Below are 20,647 nucleotides of genomic sequence, written 5' to 3' on the forward strand. Positions count from 1 at the left end.
ACATTGTTTGTATATAAAGCAAATCCTGCATTTGGCTGATCTGTTTTTATTTTTTACTCTATTGTTACTTATACTTTTTAACCAATCTACATTTAATTTTTCTTCACGAAGTTCTTTTTCTTTTAACTTCTCTTTCATCACAGAAACTAAATTATTCCATTTAGGATCAGAATAAATCTTAGAAAAATTCATCATTAGAAAGATAATCAACTTCTTCTTTGGTAGAACCTAAACCTTTTTGAACTCCCATTTCTAACCAATCTAATGCTTGATTTGGTTTATTACAATTTACTGACGAGATTGCTCCATAATAAAAATCATAAGGGTTTCGATTTTCATTATTCAGAATTTGTTCAAAAATTTTATGTGCTTCACAATATTTTTTATCTTTTAACAATTCTTGAAGTATAATTGTTTTTTCCTCATAAGATTGAGCATTAATAAAAGTAAACAAAAAGAATATAATTAGTAAGAATATTTTTTTCATAATCATGTTTTTTTAGTGATGTTAATTATAATTCAAAATCAATATAATTAATCCAAACTTGTACTTTATCCATATTTTTATTGAAATTTTCTTTCATAAAAGATGGATTGTAATCTACTTTTTGACTGTATATCAATTTATTATTAGCATAGACTTTTAATTTTTTGTTCAGATTAATCATTTCAGGAGAAATATATAATCGAAATGATTTTACAGAAGATGTTTCAATATCAAATCTATTTTTGGAATAATTTACTTTGATTAAACCTGATTCACGAGGAAAATTAAAAGCCATTTTATCCACATCTTTTATTTGTAGACTATCATTATCATCATATTCTAACCATTTAGTTATTTTGAAATTATAGTTTTTTTGCCACTCTTTTTTAGATGAAATTGTATCCAGTTTTGTGATTTCTATCCAATCAACTTTTCCGTATTTCACATCATCTGTTTCCCAAATTAATTTATTCGGAAATGGATTTCTTTTTCTATTCAACAAATCATCAAACAAAATTTTATACGCAGGCTCTGAACCATTAAATTCTGGAAACCAATGCGGATAACCATTGTATCGATAATCTTTATAATCAATATGTAATGATTGCATCAATGCAGTTAAATCATCATTAGCTTGTGGTGGAAAATAATAATCTAAATCAGTAGAGAAATTTATATAAGAACGATTCAATGCATTTTGAATAAATGTTCCTCCTGTTCTTACAATTGGCTGCGTATTAAAGCCATAAAAACCTGCAAAATAAGTTGGTTGTTTTACTAAATAATTAAACGAACCAGTTGCTCCATTAGAATGTCCCGTTAAAAACATTTTATTATCATCTACATTAATTGTTGATTTTATTTGTCGAACAATTTCTGGAACCATATAAAATCCTTTTTCTGTCATCCAATTATAACGTTTATCAGCTTTAGGAAAAACTAAAATAAAATCATTCTGATCCGCATATTTAGTATAAAATCTATTCCAACCTTTCAAATCTTCATCAGTAGAAAATTTTTCAAATTCACTGAAAAATACAGCTCCATGAAGGAAGATAAGCATAGGATATTTTCTTTCTGGGTTATAATTTTTAGGTAAATGAATAAAATAAGATGACTTTAAAGTATCATTAATTGGAAAGAAAATAGAATAATTTTGTTCTTTTTTCGGTAAATAAGATGAAGAATTTTTCAAACTTTTATAAAGTTTTTTCTTATCTTTAATCTCTAAATTTGTTGATTTCTTAATTCTAAAAAACTCATCATTTGTCAATTGAATACTGTCATAAAATCTTTTAGATTTTTTATTTGAGGTTACTTCTAAATTCTGCCAACGTTTATCATTTAATAGATTTTTGAATTTCACTTTCGAATCTTTATCTAAAATAAAATACCAACCTGGGTATAGTTTCGGATTTCTCTGAATTAACTTTTCTAAAAAATAAAATGTTTGATTTGCTTGACCAATTATGTTAGAAAGTTCAGCCGCATCATATAAATCAAAATTATTGATACTGTCTTTATGTAGATTGAATGCTTTTGTATAATAATCTAAAGCTAATTCCTTCTTGTCTTCTTCAACTAACTTTTCAGCTTTTGAAATTAAACTAGAATATGTTTCTTGACTAAAAATTTGTGTGGATAGAAATAAGATAAGTATAAAGATATAATTTTTCATGGGTTGAATTTTGTGTAAAAATACCATCAACACCCCTAATAAACTTGTAAAATTGGGACATTTTAATCTTTATAAAATCTCCAAAAAGTATCTTCCTCTCCTATTAATTCTCCATTTTTATAAAATTGATTGGGTGATTCAGAAACAAATTTTTTATACAAACGATTAAAATGAGATTGATCCGTAAAATTTAATTTATGCGCAATCGACGTAAATGTTTCATCAGGATTATGTAACAATTTCTCTTCAACCGTTTTTCTAAATAAAACGATTTCATGAAAATTTTTAATGGAAACTCCAATATTTTCTTTGAAAACCCTATTGATATGTTTTCGACTAAAACCTAAATAATCAGCAAGTTGATTAACTGTAAAATCATCATAATGTTTTAAAAATATAATCTATTGAATTTTCTATAATTACATTTTCAATTCTAGTTATTTTATTCAATAAAATAGGCTCAATTATTGAAATAAATTCTTCAGATTTTATGTAATTAAACAAATGATTACACTCTTCTTCATTGAAAAAATCTAAATCATCTATAATACTTGAGAAATCTATATTAATCAGAAATTGATTGATTCCAAAAGGTTTAAAAACAATTACAAAACGTTCAACAGAACCAATTTGTTGAATCTGTAAAACATCTGATCTTAATGGAGTAAAAATTTGAAGAGGAATTCCATTTTGTTTGTAAACAGAATTCCCGTTTATATATTGATGTGATTTGTAAACAGAAATCGTATTATTAAAATGTGGAAAACAATCATATACAGTTAATGTATTATCATGTTTAATATCAACATAATAATAATCAATATACTTTTTTAGTAGTTTGTTATTAGGTTTAAAAGTTCTGAACATTATTTTAAATAATCCCCTACATCAACAGCACATTATCTTCTAATTCTTGCTTCGAAATCTGAAAATGTTTATCAAATTCTTGTTCAAAAGATTCTAAATCCATTGTAATTTCCCAATCACCAAATTCATTTTCGAACAAATCAGTCATATGTTCTTTTAAATCATCTAATTTTTGTTGAATAAATTCATTTTGCTGAATATCTTCTGCATCTTTCTTATCTAATACAACTTGTTGATTAATTTTTCTAAGAATCAAAGTATTAATAAATTCTTCATGTGTATTCATAAAATCCTCAATCGTACCTGTAAATTGTGTCATTTTTAATATTTTTTCCTATCACTTTTCGAGAATAAATATAGAACTATTTTATTAACAAACAATTAAATTTAAGATTTCTATAAATGAGTTTTAACATAAGAATTAACGTCTACTAATTATTGAAATTGGTTGTTTTGAGATAAATTTGAATATATAAATATTGAAAAAATGGAAAACTTTAAACTATCAAACGGGATCGAAATTCCTGCAATTGGATTTGGAACATGGTTATTAGAAGGTGAAAAAGTTATAGAACCTCTAAAAATAGCATTAACAAAAGGATATACACATATTGACACGGCAGCAATCTACAAAAATGAAAAAGAAATTGGAACAGTTTTGAAAGCTGAAAATGTAGATCGTAGCAAATTATTCATTACATCTAAATGTTGGAATTCTGAGCGTGGATACGAAAAAGCAATGGCTGCATTTCAGCAAACATTAACGGATTTACAGACAGATTATTTGGATTTATATTTGATTCATTGGCCAGCAAATGAAACGCAATTTCCTGATAATTGGGCAGAATTGAATGCTGGAACTTGGCGAGCTTTTGAGGAAATTTACAAATCTGGAAAAGCAAAAGCGATTGGTGTAAGTAATTTCAATATCAATCATTTAGAAGCTTTATTTGAAACGGCTGAAATCAAACCAATGGTTAATCAAATTGAGATTCATCCAGGACATTCGCAACCAGAATTAGTCGATTTTTGTAGACAAAACGATTTGTTAGTTGAAGCATGGAGTCCACTAGGTTCGGGAAGAATTTTGGAGAACGAATTAATTGTTTCTTTGGCTGATAAATACAATGTTTCAGTTGGTCAGATTTGTATTAATTATTGTTTGGCGAAAGAAATTTTACCACTTCCTCGCTCCTCTTCAGAAAAAAATATTGAAGCGAATTTAACTTCAAATAATTTTAAATTAAGTGTAGAAGATGTAAAAGCGATAGATGAAATGCCAGCTGATGGTTTTTCTGGATTGAATCCTTCAATGGTTGAATTTTAACAAGTTAAACAAATTCACTAAAATAAATTTTAAAAACCTCTGTTTTGCAGAGGTTTTTTCGTTTTAAATCTTCAAAAAATCAATACTTTTACTTTTTAAATGATAAAAAAAATTATTCGATATGAGCCAAAATCCTGAAAATCCATTCAAAACTTATTTTGATCAAACCCTTGAAAGATGTGGTTTTGATGAAGATTTGAAAGCTGGTATTTTATTTTTTTTAGGTGAAAGTATTATTGCTGCGAACACCAATCAGTTGATGAATATGTTTGCGGAAGAAGAAAAGATTCAGCAAGAATTTCGTCGTTTGTTTACGTTGTATGCTACGCCAAATGCTGACATCAATCCTTTTGAAGCTTTAGACACAGCACCAATTAAGCAAATTATTTATACATACAACGAAATTTATGTTAATGTAATTAGAAAGAAAGCATTTGATTTTGAAAAAGTTATCAATGATAATTTAAAGTCTGAGTTTAAATTAGATTTTATTAAAGAATTTGAAAATAAACAATATAAATTAGTTACAAATCATAATTTAAATACTTCTTTTTTCAAACAAATTGGAGCGTATCTTAATCAGTTTGAATTGAGTTATGAGGATATTTATTTGGCTGGAATTAATTATTATCAAACGAATCAGAAAGTAGATTTTGAAGGAATAAATGTGTTGAATTTAAACATTATTGATAGTTTTTCACCGTTGTACACAACATTGTTTCATTATCCATTATTGTATACATATTATCCAGCAAATCTGAACGCAAATCATTTGTTTAGTTCAATTTTGCAGTTCCTTTATTTACATACCAACACGGATATTGCGAAACATATTCACGCTTTTCACAACCATATTTTTTATGAAAATAATCCGAGAAGAGTTCGTAAAGGTTGGGAATTTGAAGAATTGGAACGTGGCGTTTTGATTTCGCAAACTTTTCATAATGCATTAAATATTCGTAAATCTCCAATTTTCGGAACTCGTGCAGACTTTTTAGCTTCGGATAATTATTTATTAAATGAATTGAAAGATCAAAATATTCCGTTGGAGAATTTTAAAGCCTTGATGACTAAAACAATTGAAGAATATTACGAGGCAGATATTGATGAAGTGGTTGCAGGAAAGCTAAATCATGCTGAATTTTTACAATTATTAGCGATTATTTTCTACGAAACTTCTGCTAATGCAATGATTATTAAATCATGGAAAAACTAACAATTAATCAAGAAAATCGAATCAAATTAGAAGAACATTTTGGTGAACTTTTGCCAAGATTACCTTTTGAAATGGTTTCATTTTACGAATCGAGTAATTCTTGGGAAGGACAAATTGAATATAATTTGAATTTGAAAACGGGAGAATTGACGTACAATACCATCGAAAATGCAAAACATCAAATAGAAATTTCGCTTGAAATGATGCAACGCATCGAAAGTGAAATTATCTTGATGTTGGAAAATTTATAAACTAATATTTTAAAATCTCACATTTGTGAGATTTTTTTTATCTATTCATCCAATCCATCCAACTATTAATCTGCGTTTTGCTAATAAAAATAGCTTGTTCAGCTTCTGATTTTGGTTGAAGATGAATTTCAATTTTTTGACTTGAATGTCTTATTATTTCAGTAATTGCATCAATGTGAACAATAAATTTTCGATTGATTTTGAAGAAAATAGTTTCATCCAATTTATTTATAATATCCTTTATTGTATCATCATAAATATAGGTTTGTTCATCTTTCGTTTTTATAAAAAGATGTTTTCCCGAAGCAAAAAAATAAGCAATTTCGTGTTCTTCTACCGAACGTAATTTGTTACCATTCGTTACCAAAAAACGATGCATAATCTCGGACGGTGAATTTTCTAAAACAGCTATCGATTGTAATGTTGGTGAAATATCAAAACTAGTTCGAATAGTCTTGAATTTTTGCAATGCAATATGCAACTCCTCTACTTCAAAGGGTTTCAGAATATAATCTATCGTAAAATGCTTGAAAACTTTCATCGCATATTCATCATAAGCAGTGATAAAAATAATTGGCGTTAGAATCTCAACTTCCTGAAAAATCTCGAAACTTTTCCCATCACCCAAATGAATATCCATGAAGATTAAATCAACCGAATTATCTCTAAAAAACTCCGTTGCTTGCTTTGTTGAGCGCAAAATTGTAATTGAAGAAATATCAACAATCGATTGCTCCTCTAACAGATTTTTTAGATAAGTAACCGCCAATAATTCGTCCTCTACAATTGCAATTTTCATGAATGCAAAAGTATAAAAAAACCGTCTAAATGATGAATAAAGACGGTCTAAAAATGTTATAAATGAGGATTATTGAGCTTAGCTGCTTGTGGAATTTCTATTGTATAACGAACATCATTTTCTTGTAAAATATACTCTTTACCTGAAATTTGATGTATAATTTGTTTTTGATTTGCTCGACGTAAATCGTACCAACGTTGTCCTTCTAACGCAAATTCTCTAAAACGTTCATCTAAAATAAACTTCATCAATTCAGTAGAATTCATCGCAGAAATTTCTGTTTGTAATTTTGCAAAACCAGTTGCTGTATAACGATTTTGTAAAACTGAAAATAAAGTTGCTTTTGCTTGATCTAACTTATTTAATTTCAAATATGATTCAGCTTTGATAAAATATAATTCAGCTACGCGGAAAGACGTTTTGAACTCTGAATTTCCACCTTTGATAACTTTATATTTTGATCCACTTTTCTCAAAATAAAGCGGAAAACGTAGATCATTTTCTGTATCATAACTACTTAACAATTCTGGTGAAGCATATGACATATACTGAATTGCAGGATTCAATGTATTGTCTAAAGCTAAAATAGATTCGGCAGATGTATAATGATTTGGAACTTGTTTTGTTGTGTTCAGATTCACTAAATCACCTTTGATTTTTAATGTAGAATCAGAAAAATCAATTGCTTTTTGCCATTCATTTTTATACAAAGCGATTCTTGCTTCTAAAGCATTTAAAGCTGCATTTGAGAATCTATAATTTAATCCAGCTAACTGCGAATCCATTTTCATCAATTTAGTAGCTTCTTCTAAATCAGACTCAATATGATTATAAACTTCTTGAACAGATGATGGCTTAAGCGTTGCTTCTAAATCTACTTTTAAATTTAGAGGAACTCCTTTGTCTGTACTTGCTGTTGCTGAATTATATGGTTTTCCGTATAAATTCACCAAATCAAAATACGCATACGCACGTAACGCATAAGCTTCTGCTAATAATTGATCTTTTTCAGCAGAATTTTCCATTGTTTTTGGCCCTTCGTTGATGATTTGATTGGCATAAAAAATCACCGTATAAAAACTAACCCAAGGAAATTGAATTGATATTTGATCTGGATTTGTATCCTTCCATTGTGCAATTTCTCGGTACGAAATAAAGTCATTTGAATATTCATTCAATGTAACCTCATCGGTGCGTAAAGCTGTCAAAGACTTGTGTGTTGGATATTTTGAATAAGCATTCGTTAAAACCATACGGTAATCTTCTACCGTTTTTGGAATCACTTTTCCATCTGGTTCAATATCCAAATAATTGTCACAACTAACTACTGTAAAGCTAACAGCAACTATGCTTAATAATAAAAATATTTTTTTCATTTGATTTAAAATTTAGAAAGAAACATTAAGGCCTACTGTTACAGATTTAGCAATTGGTTGTGCATAAATATTTCCGTAAGTTTCTGGATCAAAATAACCTTTGTATCCATTACTAAATACAAATAAATTACGTCCTTCTAAGCTAAAACGAGCGCTTTTGAAACCGACAACCTCAGCATATTTATTTGGTAAAGTATAACCTACACGAATACTACTGATTCGCATATAACTAATTTCTTTCGCCCAAATGTCTAATAAATTGTACGCGTTTGCATTGTTTCCTGCAAACCATTTGTTCGCCATCCAACTATCGTTATCTCCTTTAATTGGGCTTGTAATTCCTGGAAGTGTAGAACCTGCCTCGAAAATATCTTGCGTATAATTACGACCTGGATCCAATTCCATTCCACGATAAGAAGGTGTTTTCATCACCGTTTGTTTTAAATTGAATGCTGCAGAAATCGTTAAATCAAAATTGTGAATTTTGAAATTATTGATAATACCTCCTGTAAATTTAGGATCGCGATCTCCGATATAAGTAAATAATTTACGTTTTTCTTCGCTTGTTAATTTAGAATCCACAATTTCTCCTGGTAAAAAATCTTCATATAAGTCATATAAAGCAAAGAATTCTTTTGCAGAAACTTTTTCATCTCCTTTCCAAAACATTGGATTTCCGTGTTCATCAAATCCAGCTGTTTTTAAAGCAAAAATTGCATTTACAGGTAAACCTTCTCGAGATGGAATTAAACTATTTTCACGTTGTTGCTCTTTAAGAACTTTACTTTTGTTGTGCGCAAAATTAATTGTTGTCGACCATTTAAAGTTTTTCTTATCAATGTTGCGTGTTGTTAAAGCAATCTCAAAACCTTTGTTTGTCAATTCTCCCCAATTCACCATTGTATATTCAAAACCTGTTTCTAATGGTGTTTCGCGCATACTAATCATATCTGTTCCTTTACGATTATACACATCAACAGCAAGGTTGATACGATTTTTGAAAAGACCTAAATCTAACCCAACATTTGTATTCGTTGTTTTTTCCCAACGTAACAAATCATTCGGTAAATTAATCGCATTGATAATATCTTCTTTATTACCTGGTAAAATTGTTGCATCATTATATTCACCAATAAAGAAAGGTGAAGTATTACGATCAATATTTCCTTGTAAACCATAAGAAGCACGTAAACGAAGATTCGAAATAAAATCGATGTTCTCCATAAACGATTCTTTTGAAACTAACCAAGAAGCAGAAACTGCCCAAATTGGTAAGTATTTATATTTTTTATTAACTCCGAATAAATTTGTTCCATCATAACGAACACTACCAAAAACTGTATATTTTCTGTCTAATGTATACGAAGCTGTTGCAAATGTAGATACATAAGCATTTTCTTCCGTTGGCATCTCTCTGTACGTTTCGTAACGTTTATCTGCAGCAAAACTTGAATTTGGGAAAACGATTGGCGTTCCTGTTTTCGTCGTTTTATTGTAACCAAAAGCACGTGTTAAAGTCGTTTCATTTTGTGTATGACGAATTTCTGTCCCAGCCATCAAATCAATTTCGTGACGATTGTTAATCGTAGTACTATATGTTCCTTGTAACTTCCAGTTATATTGAAAAAATTCGTTATCCCAATTTTGTTTAACTCCTCCGTCAGGTAAGAAATACAAATATTGTCCAGATTTATAATAACGCGTTCCTTCTTTCATTTTACGCGTAAAATAAGTTTCTTGCTCAGCGTATTTTTCTGTTTTGTTACTATCGTACTGAATTCCGAATTGAGATGTTAGTTTTAAACCTTTTGCTAATTGATAATTAAGATCAATAATACCTTTTAACGAACGGTTTTTTAATGTATAATTTGTGTTTTCTCTTTCTTCGATAAAATTAAATGGAACAGAACGATCTTCAAATCCATCAATATCGTTGTCATAACGATAAGAACCATCTGCATTAAATGGAGATAGATATGGATTCGCATTTCGTGAATAATTAATCGGATTGATAACGCATCTGCATCTGTTACAAAAGATTTTTTATCACTTGAAGTTGCAAAAATAGAAATCCCTACATCTAATTTATCGTTAAGTTTATAATTGTTTTTTAAAGTAAGATTATAACGTTCAAAACCTGTTCCGATCGTAGTTCCTTGCTCATCATAATATCCTAATGAGAAGTAATAATCAGAACGATCATTTCCTCCAGAAATACTTAAACCATATTGTGTATTAATTGCATTACGATACAATAATTTTCCCCAATCGGTTGTGTTATTTCGTAAAGAATTAATTTGATTTTGCGTGATAAGATCTAAAGAATTAAAACCTCCATTTCGTAAAGCATTTAATTGACCATTCTTTTGCAAAATTCGCATTACTTCGCCTTTATCAGTACGATACGTTAAATCATCGCGACTAGCAAGCATTAATTCAAGATCAACTTTCTGAGAAGCATTTAATAAATTTAAACGACCAAAATCTGGACGAGCTGTCACAAATGTATTCGCAGAAAAATTAACCGTCATAGCGCCTTTTTTACCACGTTTTGTTGTAATCGAAATTACACCATTTGCAGCTCTTGCTCCATAAATAGCCGTTGCAGCAGCATCTTTAAGGATTGTAATATCTTCGATATCGTTTGGATTTAAACCAGCGATAGAAAAGTTTTGCAATTGATCGATGTTATCTTTATCACTAAAGTTTGGTACATCATTTCCTTCTAATGGTAAACCATCAATCACCCATAACGGATCTTGTGGACCTGAAAGAGAAGCAGTACCGCGAATCCTAATTTTACTTGGCGAACCAGGCGAACCAGTTTCTGTAGAAACAGCTACACCAGCAATTTGTCCGCTTAACAATTGGTCAACACTAGCAACACCAGCTTGTTGAATGTCATCCATTTTTACAGTTGATACTGCCGATGTTAGTTTACGTTTTTCAATTTTTTGATAACCTGTAACAACAACTTCTTTTAGATCATTATTTTCTGGAAGAACTTCACCTGAAGTTGATTTTAAGCTTACATGATATGTTGCTAAATCTGTAGAAAGTTCAACTAATTTAGAATCATAGCCTAAATAACTAATCAATACAGATTTTGTACCTGCAGGAACTTCTAATGAAAAGAAACCATCTTCATCTGTAACAGTACCAACCGTTACACTTTCTATAATTCCTTTTTGATCTGTTTTTGTCGAAATTGATTGAGCTTCAATTTTAACAGACGCACCAGCAATTCCAACCAACGATTTTTCGTCTTGAACCGAACCTGTAATCACTCTCTTTTCTTGAGAAAACGCAATACTTGCCGCAAAAAGTGGCAAAAGAATGAGTGTCTTTTTCATTTCTATATCTTACTTTAAAGCTTCTTTAATACGGATGATTAAATCAGCATAATGCGCTTTTGTAGACGCATCTCCATTATTCTTTTTCTTGTTTAACAAAGTCAACACGCGTTGTAATTCTGCTCTTTTATAGGTTGTCACTTCCGACACTCTTTTCATAGAAGAATAGTTGATATTACGCGCCATTTTTTCTTCGTCTAAATAATTACAGATAGTTGGTACTTGTAGGTTTTGGTCAATTGTAAGTCCCGCAACAGTTGTTTTCTCAAATAATTTGTTTGTTGAAACGATTAAGGCATCAACGTAATTTTTTTGAGTCATTTTTTCAAGAATAGTTAAGTTTGATTTTTTATCAAAAGCTGCACTTCTTACTTGATCAAATAAATTTTCAACTGTATAAATTTTTTCATTAGATTTTAATTCTTGGTGTTTCAATTCATTTTCTAACATGCGCAATAAGCGATCGTCAGTAAATAAATTATAAATCAATCCATATTGCATTTCTCTCGCTAATGTATACGGCGTTTGCTCGTAAGGTCCCATTGGCGAATTTTTGATTGCATACGTTTTATCTAAAATATCATTAAAGAATAACCATTTTGGTAATTGAATCACATTTTCGTTTAAATAATTAACTGCTTTACGTTGCATATCTGCAGGAACTGGTTCGTATGCTTTTTTATCAATTCCGAAATAAGTGTTGTTTAAATAAATCCCACCAACATTTGCTAAAACATGATTAGAATATAAATCCCACTGCCCTATTGTTTGGTAATAAAGTTTCCCTGTGTTGATATAGCTTTTTCCATCTTCGTACGTCCATTTCAAGATATTTTCTGAAACACGTTTTAGATTTTTCATTCCATATTCACTTGCCAAAACAGCATCATCACCTAAATCTTCTGATTGAGAACGCGGATCAATTGTACTTAAATAGCTTTGTTGTTCACCATAAAAATACATTGGATCATCTTCGTGCTTTTCAATCATTTTACGAAGCGATGCTTTTTCTGTTTCTTGATTTGGAAACCAACGATATCCCCATTCGATTGCATATTTATCATACAAACCGATTTTTGGCGTAATTGCTGTAACACCATCTTCTGGCTGTGCCACATAATTATAACGCGCATAATCCATAATAGACGGTGCAGTTCCACCCATTTTATCTGTAAATTCTTTCGAACGTAAAGATTCTACTGGATAAGAAAAAGAAGCGCCCATATTATGTTTCAGACCAAATGTATGTCCTACTTCATGAGAAGACACAAAACGAATTGCTTCTCCCATATGTTCATCACTAAATTTATTTCCTCTTGCTTTTGGATCAATTGGACCTGTTTGAATACGCATCCAATCATGCAAAGAAGTCATTACATTGTGCCACCAAATAATATCCGCCTCTAAAATTTCACCACTACGCGGATCAACCACAGAAGGTCCCATTGCATTTGACTTTGGTGAAGCTGCATACGTAATTACTGAGTAACGTACATCATCAATATCAAAATCTTTGTCATCAGCAGTTGGTTCTTTTGCTATAATCGCATTTTTGAAACCAGCTTGCTCAAAAGCAACTTGCCAATCGTGTACACCAGCAATAATTTTTTGGCGCCATTGTTTTGGTGTCGAAGGATCGATGTAATAAATAATTGGTTTCTTAGGTTCTACTAATTCACCTTTTAGATATTTTTCCTTATCCTCGTCTTTTGGTTCCAAACGCCATTTTGTAATAAAGCGTTGATCTTCCATTTTGTGTTGAGCATCATTAAAAAACCAATGTTTTTCTGTGAAATATCCCACACGATTATCTGCTAACCTAGGTTGCATAGGAGTTGTCGAAAGTAAAACAATATTACTTGTAACACCTAAGGTAACGGCCAAATCTACCCCTCCTTCATTTACACTTGTCGTTAACTGAGACTTAACCACAATGTTTTCTGGAAACGTTTTCACATTTTCCACATACGATAGATTTGCCTTTACCGAACCTCCTAAACCTATGTTCGTTAATACATCATTAAAACTTTTTTGATTTCCATCAAAAATTTTGTTCACTTTAATCGCAACAGCTGTAGAATCATTATTTTGAGCTTCTATATCAAAAACCTCAATAATCGATTCTGAGAAATTATCCTTTACAGAAGCTGTGATTGCGTCATTTTTAGGCGAAGAAACTTGTGGAACAATTGTTTTTACCCACACTTTTTTAGCTACTTTATCATGATAAAAAGAAATCACTTTGTTTTCGTAATTCATTCCTTTGTTCAAGCCCGCTTCGTTAACTTCCATTGGAACTTGAGACAATTTATTCACAACCAAAAATTGGCGTCCAAATAAACTATCTGGAATTTCGAAATAGATATCAGTTTTTACTTGAATGGTATTAAACAAACCTTTCTTGTAGCTTCCTTTCTTGATTAATTCATCTATTTTTTTAACTTTCGTTACAGTAGAATCCTTTTTCTCTGTTTTATCTTTTTCAGCTTTTTTATCCTCTTTCTTTTGTCCATAAACAACAGCCGAAGACATTGCCAAACCAAGATATAGTGCTAATTTATAATTCTTTCTTTCCTTATTATGACTCATTCGAACATTAAATTATCATTAATTATGGCATAAACTTAAGCGCAGTTTTCTTATAATAATAGTTTTTTGGAGTGAGTGGTTAGTTTTTTGGAGTGAATGGATATTTTGGTTCGATATAAGGTAAAAAACAAATAAATTCTTCATTTTCTACTTTTGTTGAGAAATTATCAACTTGATAAAAATGATAGATTTTTTGTAAATAGTTTAAACCAAATTTCTCATTTTCTGTCGCTTTATTTTTTTTCTGAAAAGTATTTTTGACGATAATCAAATCAGATTTTACAACAATATTTATAGTCAAAGGTTGATCAATTGTAGCAATATTATGTTTTATTGCATTTTCTACAACAATCTGTAATGCCAAATATGGAATGTTTTTTTCTAAGCTTTTCGAATCTTCGATTTGTAAATCAAAAATCAATTCTTCCGAAAATCTACTTTTATGCAAATCCATGTATTGTGCAATAAAATCTAATTCTTTTTTTACAAGTACAACATTTTCCTTAGGCGGAACAATAAGATATCGGTAAATTTTAGAAAGATTCATCGTGAATTTCTGCGCATTCTCTTTGTTCAAACCAATTAACATATAAAGAGAATTCAAGGAATTGAATAAAAAATGTGGATTAATTTGATTCTTTAATTGTTGTAATTGCGTTAGAGTATTAGCGTTTTTAATCTTCTCATTTTCAATTAACAACCTATTTTTTTCTTCGATTACAAACGCTTTTTCCTTGTATGTTTTAGATGTTATTTTATTGAATAACAAAAAGATAATGATAATTAAAAAAACAGTCCCTAAGAAAATAAAACCTATATAAAATTTAGTTCGTTCTACATTTTCATCAATGATATAACTCAAATGATTCACGACAATATATCCATCAAAATTTTTGGTGTGTAAAGGTTTTATATAACGCTTAATATCCGTATCCTTTATAAATTCGGACGAAGCATCATTCAACGTATATAAATCTTGTGAAAAATTAGAATTAATTGTGCTCGTTATCGTATCGTTTGGCTGGATATCTGTAAAATCGAAAACATTTTTCCCAATAAATTTTTCATCAGGATGCGTAATACAAATTCCATCTTTATTGAAAACATACATATAATTGGACGAAGTTGCATCAACTGTCGTAAAAAAATTATACAAATCAAACAGATTAATCGTCGAACCGTAATACATATTTTGTCCATTAGACAACTTAATAGAATCGTAATTTACCCAATACAACGTGTCTTTATAATCCAATAAAAAATTATCAATCTGTTGATTTTTTGTAGTATATATCGATTGAAATTCTTTAATATTTGGTTGATTGATAGCTTTTGAAAGGATTGATTCATCAGGAAAATAATTTGTTTCTGGAGAATGAATAGAAAACCAATCATGGCGAATTAACTTTCGATTTGAATTTAATTCATTCAAAACCAAAAAATGATCTGCTACATTTTTTTCATTTGTCTTTTTAACAACTTTTTTTAAAACTTCTTGATATTCTTCGATGTTTTTAAACTCAAATTCAACTGCTTCATATTTCCTCAAAAAACTTTTTTTGACAAACTCATCATTATTTTTTTGACTTTCTTTATTAATTAAAAAACTCAATATAACAAGAGCAAAAACAGCAATAACACTTACAATAAGCGCTATAACATAAATGGATTTATTAGATAAATGGACTCGAAATCGAAAAGACAAACTATTTTTTTTGCAAAACTAAGGGAAGCTTTTTAATCAAAAAAATAAGAGAACATTTATCATAAAATGATAATTTTCAAACAATTGACAATATGATATAAACTAAAATCTCCCAAAAGGGAGATTTTTTTATCTTTTTAATCTTATAAGCGTCATTTAGAACTTAACATTAAAACAATTCGATTAAAGCTTGACGAATCGTATCATAAATATAATTTAGATCATCAGTCGAAATACAATAAGGAGGAACTAAATAAATAATATTCCCTAAAGGACGCAATAATATACCTTTCTCTAAAAAGTAAGGATATAGCTTTTCGTGTATATCACTAAAATAAGATGTTTCTTCATTTGTATTCCATTCCAACGCCAAAATAGTGCCGCATTGTCTTATCACTTTTACTTTAGGATGATCTTGAATAGACACAACAAAATGTTGATGTTGATGTACAATATTTGCTATTTGCTGTTGTATAGAAGTCTGTAATAACAAATCAAGACTTGCTAACGCAGCGGTACACGCTAATGGACTTGCCGTAAAAGAATGCCCGTGAAATAACGTCTTATTCAAATCATCAGCATAAAAGGCTTGGTAAATTCTATCTGTACAAGTTGTAACGCCCAAAGGCAAAGTACCACCTGTTAAACCTTTCGAAAAACACATAATATCTGGAACTTCTGTCAAATGATTTACTGCAAATAATTTACCTGTACGACCAAATCCTACAAAAATCTCATCTTGAATCATTAAAATATGATATGCTCTACAGCAACTCATCAATTGATCTAAATATTCAGCCTCATGCATCAACATCCCCGAAGCTCCTTGAACCAAAGGTTCGTAAATAAAACACGCTACTTTAGTTGCAACTTCTTTTATTTGCGATTTAATCGCTTCTATATTTTCTGCATTCGGCGTATCAATAAATATAACATCAAAAAGCTTTTCACTAAAAGGTTCTGTCCAAATTCCTCTTCCACTTACAGACATCGCGCCAAAAGTATCACCATGATAGGCATTTTTGAACGCTAAAATCACAGGTCTATCTTCTTTTTTATTGAAATGATATTGTAAACACATTTTTAATGCTACCTCAATCGCTGTTGATCCATTGTCGCTATAAAATGCTTTCTTTTGATTTTGAGGTAAAAGAGCCAACAAACGTTCAGACAATTCAATTGCAGGTCGATGCGTAAATCCTGCAAAAATAACATGTTCCAAAGTTGTTAGCTGTTCGTGCATTTTTTGTGCAATATACGGATGCGCATGTCCATGCAGCGTTACCCACCACGATGAAACAGCGTCAATATATTGTTTGTTATTTTCATCGTAAATATAACTTCCTTCTCCTCTTACAATTGGAATAATATTATTGGCTTTTTTCATCTGCGTATAAGGATGCCAATTCACCAACTGATCGCGTTCTTTTAATGTGTACATGTCTGAGTTGTTTCTTGTTTAACCATTGGTATTAAACCTAAATTTTCAAACATTTTCATATCCTCTGTTACCCCAGGATTAGGCGTTACCAGTAAGGTTTCACGCTCTCCTGTAAAAATCGAATTCGCTCCAGCCATAAAACACCAAGCTTGCTCAACTTCTGTCATTTCTATTCGACCAGCACTTAAACGCACAATCGAAGAAGGCATCACAATACGAGCTGTAGCAATCATACGAACCATATCCCAAATATCTACTTTCGGATTATTTTCTAAAGGTGTTCCTTTTACTCTTGCTAAAGCATTTACAGGTACAGATTCTGGATGTTTTGACATTGTTGCCAAAGTTAATAGCATAGAAATTCGATCTTGATGCGTTTCTCCTAAGCCAATAATTCCACCCGAACAAACTGTAATCCCAGCCTTTCGCACATTTTGTATCGTATTGATTCGATTATCAAATTTACGAGTAGAAATAATCTCATCGTAATAAGCTTCGGAAGTATCTAAATTATGATTATAAGCATGTAAACCTGCTTCTTGCAAACGAATTGCCTGCTCTTCTGTCAACATTCCTAATGTACAACATACTTCTAATCCCAATTCATTTACACCTTTAACCATTTGGATTATTCGATCAAAATCTCGATTATTTCGTACTTCTCGCCAAGCAGCTGCCATGCAAAAACGTGATGAGCCCGCTTCTTTTGCTTTCTTTGCATGTGCTAATACTGTTGCAGTTGGCAACAAAGCTTCTACTTTAATATCGGTATGATAACGCGCTGCTTGTCCGCAATATGAGCAATCTTCGGGACAACCACCTGTTTTTACAGATAACAAGGTGCATACTTGTACTTCTCTTGCATTGTGCCATTCTCGATGTTTTTTGGATGCGTGATATACTAAATCTAATAATGGTTGATGATAGATTTTTTCGATTTCTTCTTTCGTCCAATCATGGCGTGTTTCGTTTGATACTTTCATTGTATTTTAAATATTAAATTGATGCTTAATTGTTTCTGCTATATTTCTCACTTCGCTTGAATTTATTGAATTGAGTTTTGGTATAATGATGATAGAAATATCCGGAGACAAATGATTTTTTATAACACGAGAAGTGTCTTCATCAAACTCTCCATTAAACACAAAATATTCGATAGCGATATTTCTTAATTTCAGTATTTCAATCGTTAATAATGTATGATTAATACAACCCAAATAATTCGTTGCAACCATAACTACTGGAAGATTAAACTGCTGAATAAGATCAATCATAAAATCTTCTTCATTAATAGGAACAAATAATCCTCCTGCTCCTTCAACAATAAGAGAATTGGTTGTTTTGGGAAATTCAAAATCATTTAAATTGATTTCAATTGCTTCTTCCTTTGCAGATTGATGTGGCGAAGCGGCTTTTTGCAAACAATAACGTTCTTGATGAATTTTCAGTTCTGGAGAAGTTAACGATTTTACCAACAAACTATCTGATGAATCTAAATCTCCCGATTGTATTGGTTTCCAATAATCAGCTTGTAAAGCTTCAGTTAATATTGCTGAAACCATCGTTTTCCCAACTCCTGTTCCTATTCCTGTAACAAATAATTGTTTAGACATTTTCTTTTATCTTTTCTATTAATTGATTAATTTCTTCTTGTGTGTTAAAAGCATGCAAACAGATTCTTAATCGCTCTCCTCCTTCTACTACTGTAGGTGGAAAAACTGCAAAAGTGTTTATTTCAACCTCTTCCAATAGATTTTTGATTTTGGTTAATTGACTCCTAGACTCAAACTTTAGAATTTGAATTGGACTATTTTTATTTGAAGAACTCGTTAAGCCACTATTTCTAAAATGTGAGATATTATATTGTAAACTTTCTTGAAGCGATTTATTTTCTTTGATAAACTGATAACCTTTTCGTAAACCTGTCACATGAAAATCAGCAATAGCTGTGGTGTAAATAAAAGGTGAAGCATAATTAATGAGATAATCAATCACTAACTGATTAGCTAAAATCGTGGCACCGCTCATTCCCATCGCTTTTCCATAAGTTACAACCGTTGCAAACACTTTGCATTGTAAACCGAATTGATGAACCAATCCGTAACCAAAAACACCAAAAGCATGAGCTTCATCTACCACTAATGCTGCATTGTATTTATTGGCTAATTCAACCAGTTCAATTAATGGAGCACAATCACCATCCATCGAATACAAACTTTCTACCGCGATAAAACAACGCTCTTTTACTCTTTGCAATAGTTTCTCTAAATGATCTAAATCGTTATGTTTAAACTTTATTTTTTTTGCGTTGGATAATTTAATCCCGTCATGTACTGATCGATGTATATTTTCATCAACTAAAACAACATCATGTCGAGTTAAAAGTGCAGAAAAAAGTGCTAAATTGGCATTATATCCAGATGAAAAAAGTAATGCAGCTTCCACTTTATGTTCATTTGCTATTATCTGTTCCGTTTCTCTTAGGTAATTGGAATTCCCACTAATCAAACGTGCTCCAGTAGAACCATAAAGTAAAGATGGTTGTGCTATAAACTCATTTAAAATCTGCTGATGTAAGATTTCATTTTTAGCTAATCCCAAATAATCATTACTATAAAAATCAATTCCAGAAGAACGAACTTTTAATGTTCTTTTAATTCCTTTTTGTTCTCTTTCGAATAGAGATAATTGCAATGAATTAAAAAATTTCGACATTATTCAATTCATTTTCAATTGCAGAAATCCAATTCATAAATAACACTTCTTCTAGTTGTTTCACTTGATTTGCATAGATATTCCATTCACTATGAAATTCTTTTAATTGTGAAATCATTTCTTCAAGATGACCTTCTTCTTCAACAATAATAGATTTTACCATCACTTTTTGTTGATGCGCCGTCAAAATATCTTGATATATTGGATACAATTCATCTGCCCTCACTTCTATAGCGTAAGTCACAAACAAATAAGCTGCGTATTTTAAATCTTCCCCATCAAGATTAAATTCTTTCTTCAATAAACGACAAACCTGAATATCTAATTGATGTAAATAATACATTGTTGCTTTTGGTGCTAAAAGATAAATAGGCTCATAATTGACACAAGCATCTGGAATTAATTTTATAATTTGCTTTTTCAAATAATAAGCATGGCGATGTTCCTCAGCTGCATGTTTCAATTGGATAAGATTGACAAAAGTTTTGTGTTCACATGCCGAAATTTTTCTTGCTCCTGCATTTTCCATATACGAAAGTGTATTAAGCCACTTTACATGTAATTTTGGTTCTAAAACAATATGATTTAATAATTTTTTCAATTGATTTTATTTTTGACCAAAATTATAAGTCCAACGGATCATATATACACTCCACTTTTATAATAAATAATAGTCCGGTTATATTAAACCTATTTTAGAATCTCTGCAAAAAGTTTTAAATCATCACTATAAAGAAGTTGAATGATGAAAACTATTATTACAGAAAAATTCATTATTCATCTATTAATTCTATCTTTTACGATTAGATTTTTCTAAATAGCTACTTTAATCTTATTTTTGCA

The 20,647-nt window shown here is 30.3% G+C and carries 17 protein-coding genes and 1 pseudogene; 3 read left to right on the plus strand and 15 right to left on the minus strand.

The window, feature by feature from the left end; translation table 11 throughout:
• Positions 1–178: 178 nt before the first annotated feature.
• From N5D03_RS03185 to N5D03_RS03205, 5 genes are all read right to left on the minus strand, one after another.
• Positions 179–487 (minus strand): hypothetical protein, encoded by a 309-nt coding sequence (locus N5D03_RS03185; RefSeq protein WP_280050923.1) that lies wholly within the window; start codon positions 485–487, stop codon positions 179–181.
• 25 nt (positions 488–512) lie between these two features.
• The gene (locus N5D03_RS03190; protein ID WP_125349514.1) at positions 513–2,165 is read right to left on the minus strand and encodes an alpha/beta hydrolase-fold protein; all 1,653 of its coding nucleotides are present in this window, start codon (positions 2,163–2,165) and stop codon (positions 513–515) included.
• Positions 2,166–2,227: 62 nt separating this feature from the next.
• Positions 2,228–2,566, minus strand: coding sequence for a helix-turn-helix domain-containing protein (locus tag N5D03_RS03195; RefSeq protein WP_125349513.1), 339 nt, complete (start codon positions 2,564–2,566; stop codon positions 2,228–2,230).
• A complete protein-coding gene (locus N5D03_RS03200; protein WP_125349512.1) occupies positions 2,544–3,032 on the minus strand; it encodes a hypothetical protein in 489 nt (162 codons plus the stop codon). Before N5D03_RS03200 ends, N5D03_RS03195 begins: the two co-directional genes overlap by 23 nt.
• A 16-nt stretch (positions 3,033–3,048) precedes the next feature.
• The gene (locus N5D03_RS03205) at positions 3,049–3,351 is read right to left on the minus strand and encodes a hypothetical protein (RefSeq protein ID WP_125349511.1); all 303 of its coding nucleotides are present in this window, start codon (positions 3,349–3,351) and stop codon (positions 3,049–3,051) included.
• Positions 3,352–3,519: 168 nt separating this feature from the next.
• Between N5D03_RS03205 and N5D03_RS03210 the strand changes: the two genes are divergently transcribed.
• The 3 genes from N5D03_RS03210 to N5D03_RS03220 all read left to right on the plus strand — a co-directional run bounded on the left by N5D03_RS03210 (position 3,520) and on the right by N5D03_RS03220 (position 5,826).
• The gene (locus N5D03_RS03210) at positions 3,520–4,359 is read left to right on the plus strand and encodes an aldo/keto reductase (RefSeq protein ID WP_280050924.1); all 840 of its coding nucleotides are present in this window, start codon (positions 3,520–3,522) and stop codon (positions 4,357–4,359) included.
• Between the two features lie 121 nt (positions 4,360–4,480).
• Entirely contained in the window at positions 4,481–5,575 is a 1,095-nt protein-coding gene (locus N5D03_RS03215; protein ID WP_280050925.1) for a hypothetical protein, read from the plus strand.
• Entirely contained in the window at positions 5,563–5,826 is a 264-nt protein-coding gene (locus N5D03_RS03220; RefSeq protein WP_280050926.1) for a hypothetical protein, read from the plus strand. The genes N5D03_RS03215 and N5D03_RS03220 overlap by 13 nt, the downstream gene beginning before the upstream one ends.
• A 37-nt stretch (positions 5,827–5,863) precedes the next feature.
• Here N5D03_RS03220 and N5D03_RS03225 read toward each other — a convergent pair whose 3' ends face one another.
• The 10 genes and pseudogenes from N5D03_RS03225 to N5D03_RS03270 form a co-directional block, all read right to left on the minus strand.
• Complete coding sequence (locus N5D03_RS03225; RefSeq protein ID WP_280050927.1) at positions 5,864–6,625, minus strand: LytTR family DNA-binding domain-containing protein; 762 nt, start codon at positions 6,623–6,625, stop codon at positions 5,864–5,866.
• A 56-nt stretch (positions 6,626–6,681) separates the two neighbouring features.
• Positions 6,682–8,001 carry a RagB/SusD family nutrient uptake outer membrane protein gene (locus N5D03_RS03230; protein WP_219035281.1) on the minus strand — a complete coding sequence of 440 codons (1,320 nt, stop codon included), beginning with the start codon at positions 7,999–8,001 and terminating at the stop codon, positions 6,682–6,684.
• A 12-nt stretch (positions 8,002–8,013) separates the two neighbouring features.
• Positions 8,014–11,354: pseudogene (locus N5D03_RS03235) on the minus strand (SusC/RagA family TonB-linked outer membrane protein).
• A gap of 9 nt (positions 11,355–11,363) precedes the next feature.
• Positions 11,364–13,886 carry a zinc-dependent metalloprotease gene (locus N5D03_RS03240; RefSeq protein WP_052217814.1) on the minus strand — a complete coding sequence of 841 codons (2,523 nt, stop codon included), beginning with the start codon at positions 13,884–13,886 and terminating at the stop codon, positions 11,364–11,366.
• Between the two features lie 136 nt (positions 13,887–14,022).
• Complete coding sequence (locus N5D03_RS03245; RefSeq protein WP_280050928.1) at positions 14,023–15,492, minus strand: histidine kinase; 1,470 nt, start codon at positions 15,490–15,492, stop codon at positions 14,023–14,025.
• 325 nt (positions 15,493–15,817) lie between these two features.
• On the minus strand, positions 15,818–17,089 hold the full coding sequence (gene bioA / locus N5D03_RS03250; RefSeq protein WP_125349503.1) for an adenosylmethionine--8-amino-7-oxononanoate transaminase: 1,272 nt from the start codon (positions 17,087–17,089) through the stop codon (positions 15,818–15,820).
• Positions 17,077–18,072 (minus strand): biotin synthase BioB, encoded by a 996-nt coding sequence (gene bioB / locus N5D03_RS03255; protein WP_125349502.1) that lies wholly within the window; start codon positions 18,070–18,072, stop codon positions 17,077–17,079. The genes bioA and bioB overlap by 13 nt, the downstream gene beginning before the upstream one ends.
• Before the next feature lie 6 nt (positions 18,073–18,078).
• Complete coding sequence (gene bioD, locus N5D03_RS03260) at positions 18,079–18,702, minus strand: dethiobiotin synthase (protein WP_125349501.1); 624 nt, start codon at positions 18,700–18,702, stop codon at positions 18,079–18,081.
• Entirely contained in the window at positions 18,695–19,804 is a 1,110-nt protein-coding gene (locus N5D03_RS03265) for a pyridoxal phosphate-dependent aminotransferase family protein (RefSeq protein ID WP_280050929.1), read from the minus strand. The genes bioD and N5D03_RS03265 overlap by 8 nt, the downstream gene beginning before the upstream one ends.
• Complete coding sequence (locus N5D03_RS03270; RefSeq protein ID WP_125349499.1) at positions 19,788–20,405, minus strand: hypothetical protein; 618 nt, start codon at positions 20,403–20,405, stop codon at positions 19,788–19,790. Before N5D03_RS03270 ends, N5D03_RS03265 begins: the two co-directional genes overlap by 17 nt.
• Between the last annotated feature and the right edge of the window lie 242 nt (positions 20,406–20,647).

The sequence above is a fragment of the Empedobacter sp. GD03861 genome, from assembly GCF_029840885.1.
GTDB lineage: Bacteria > Bacteroidota > Bacteroidia > Flavobacteriales > Weeksellaceae > Empedobacter > Empedobacter falsenii_B.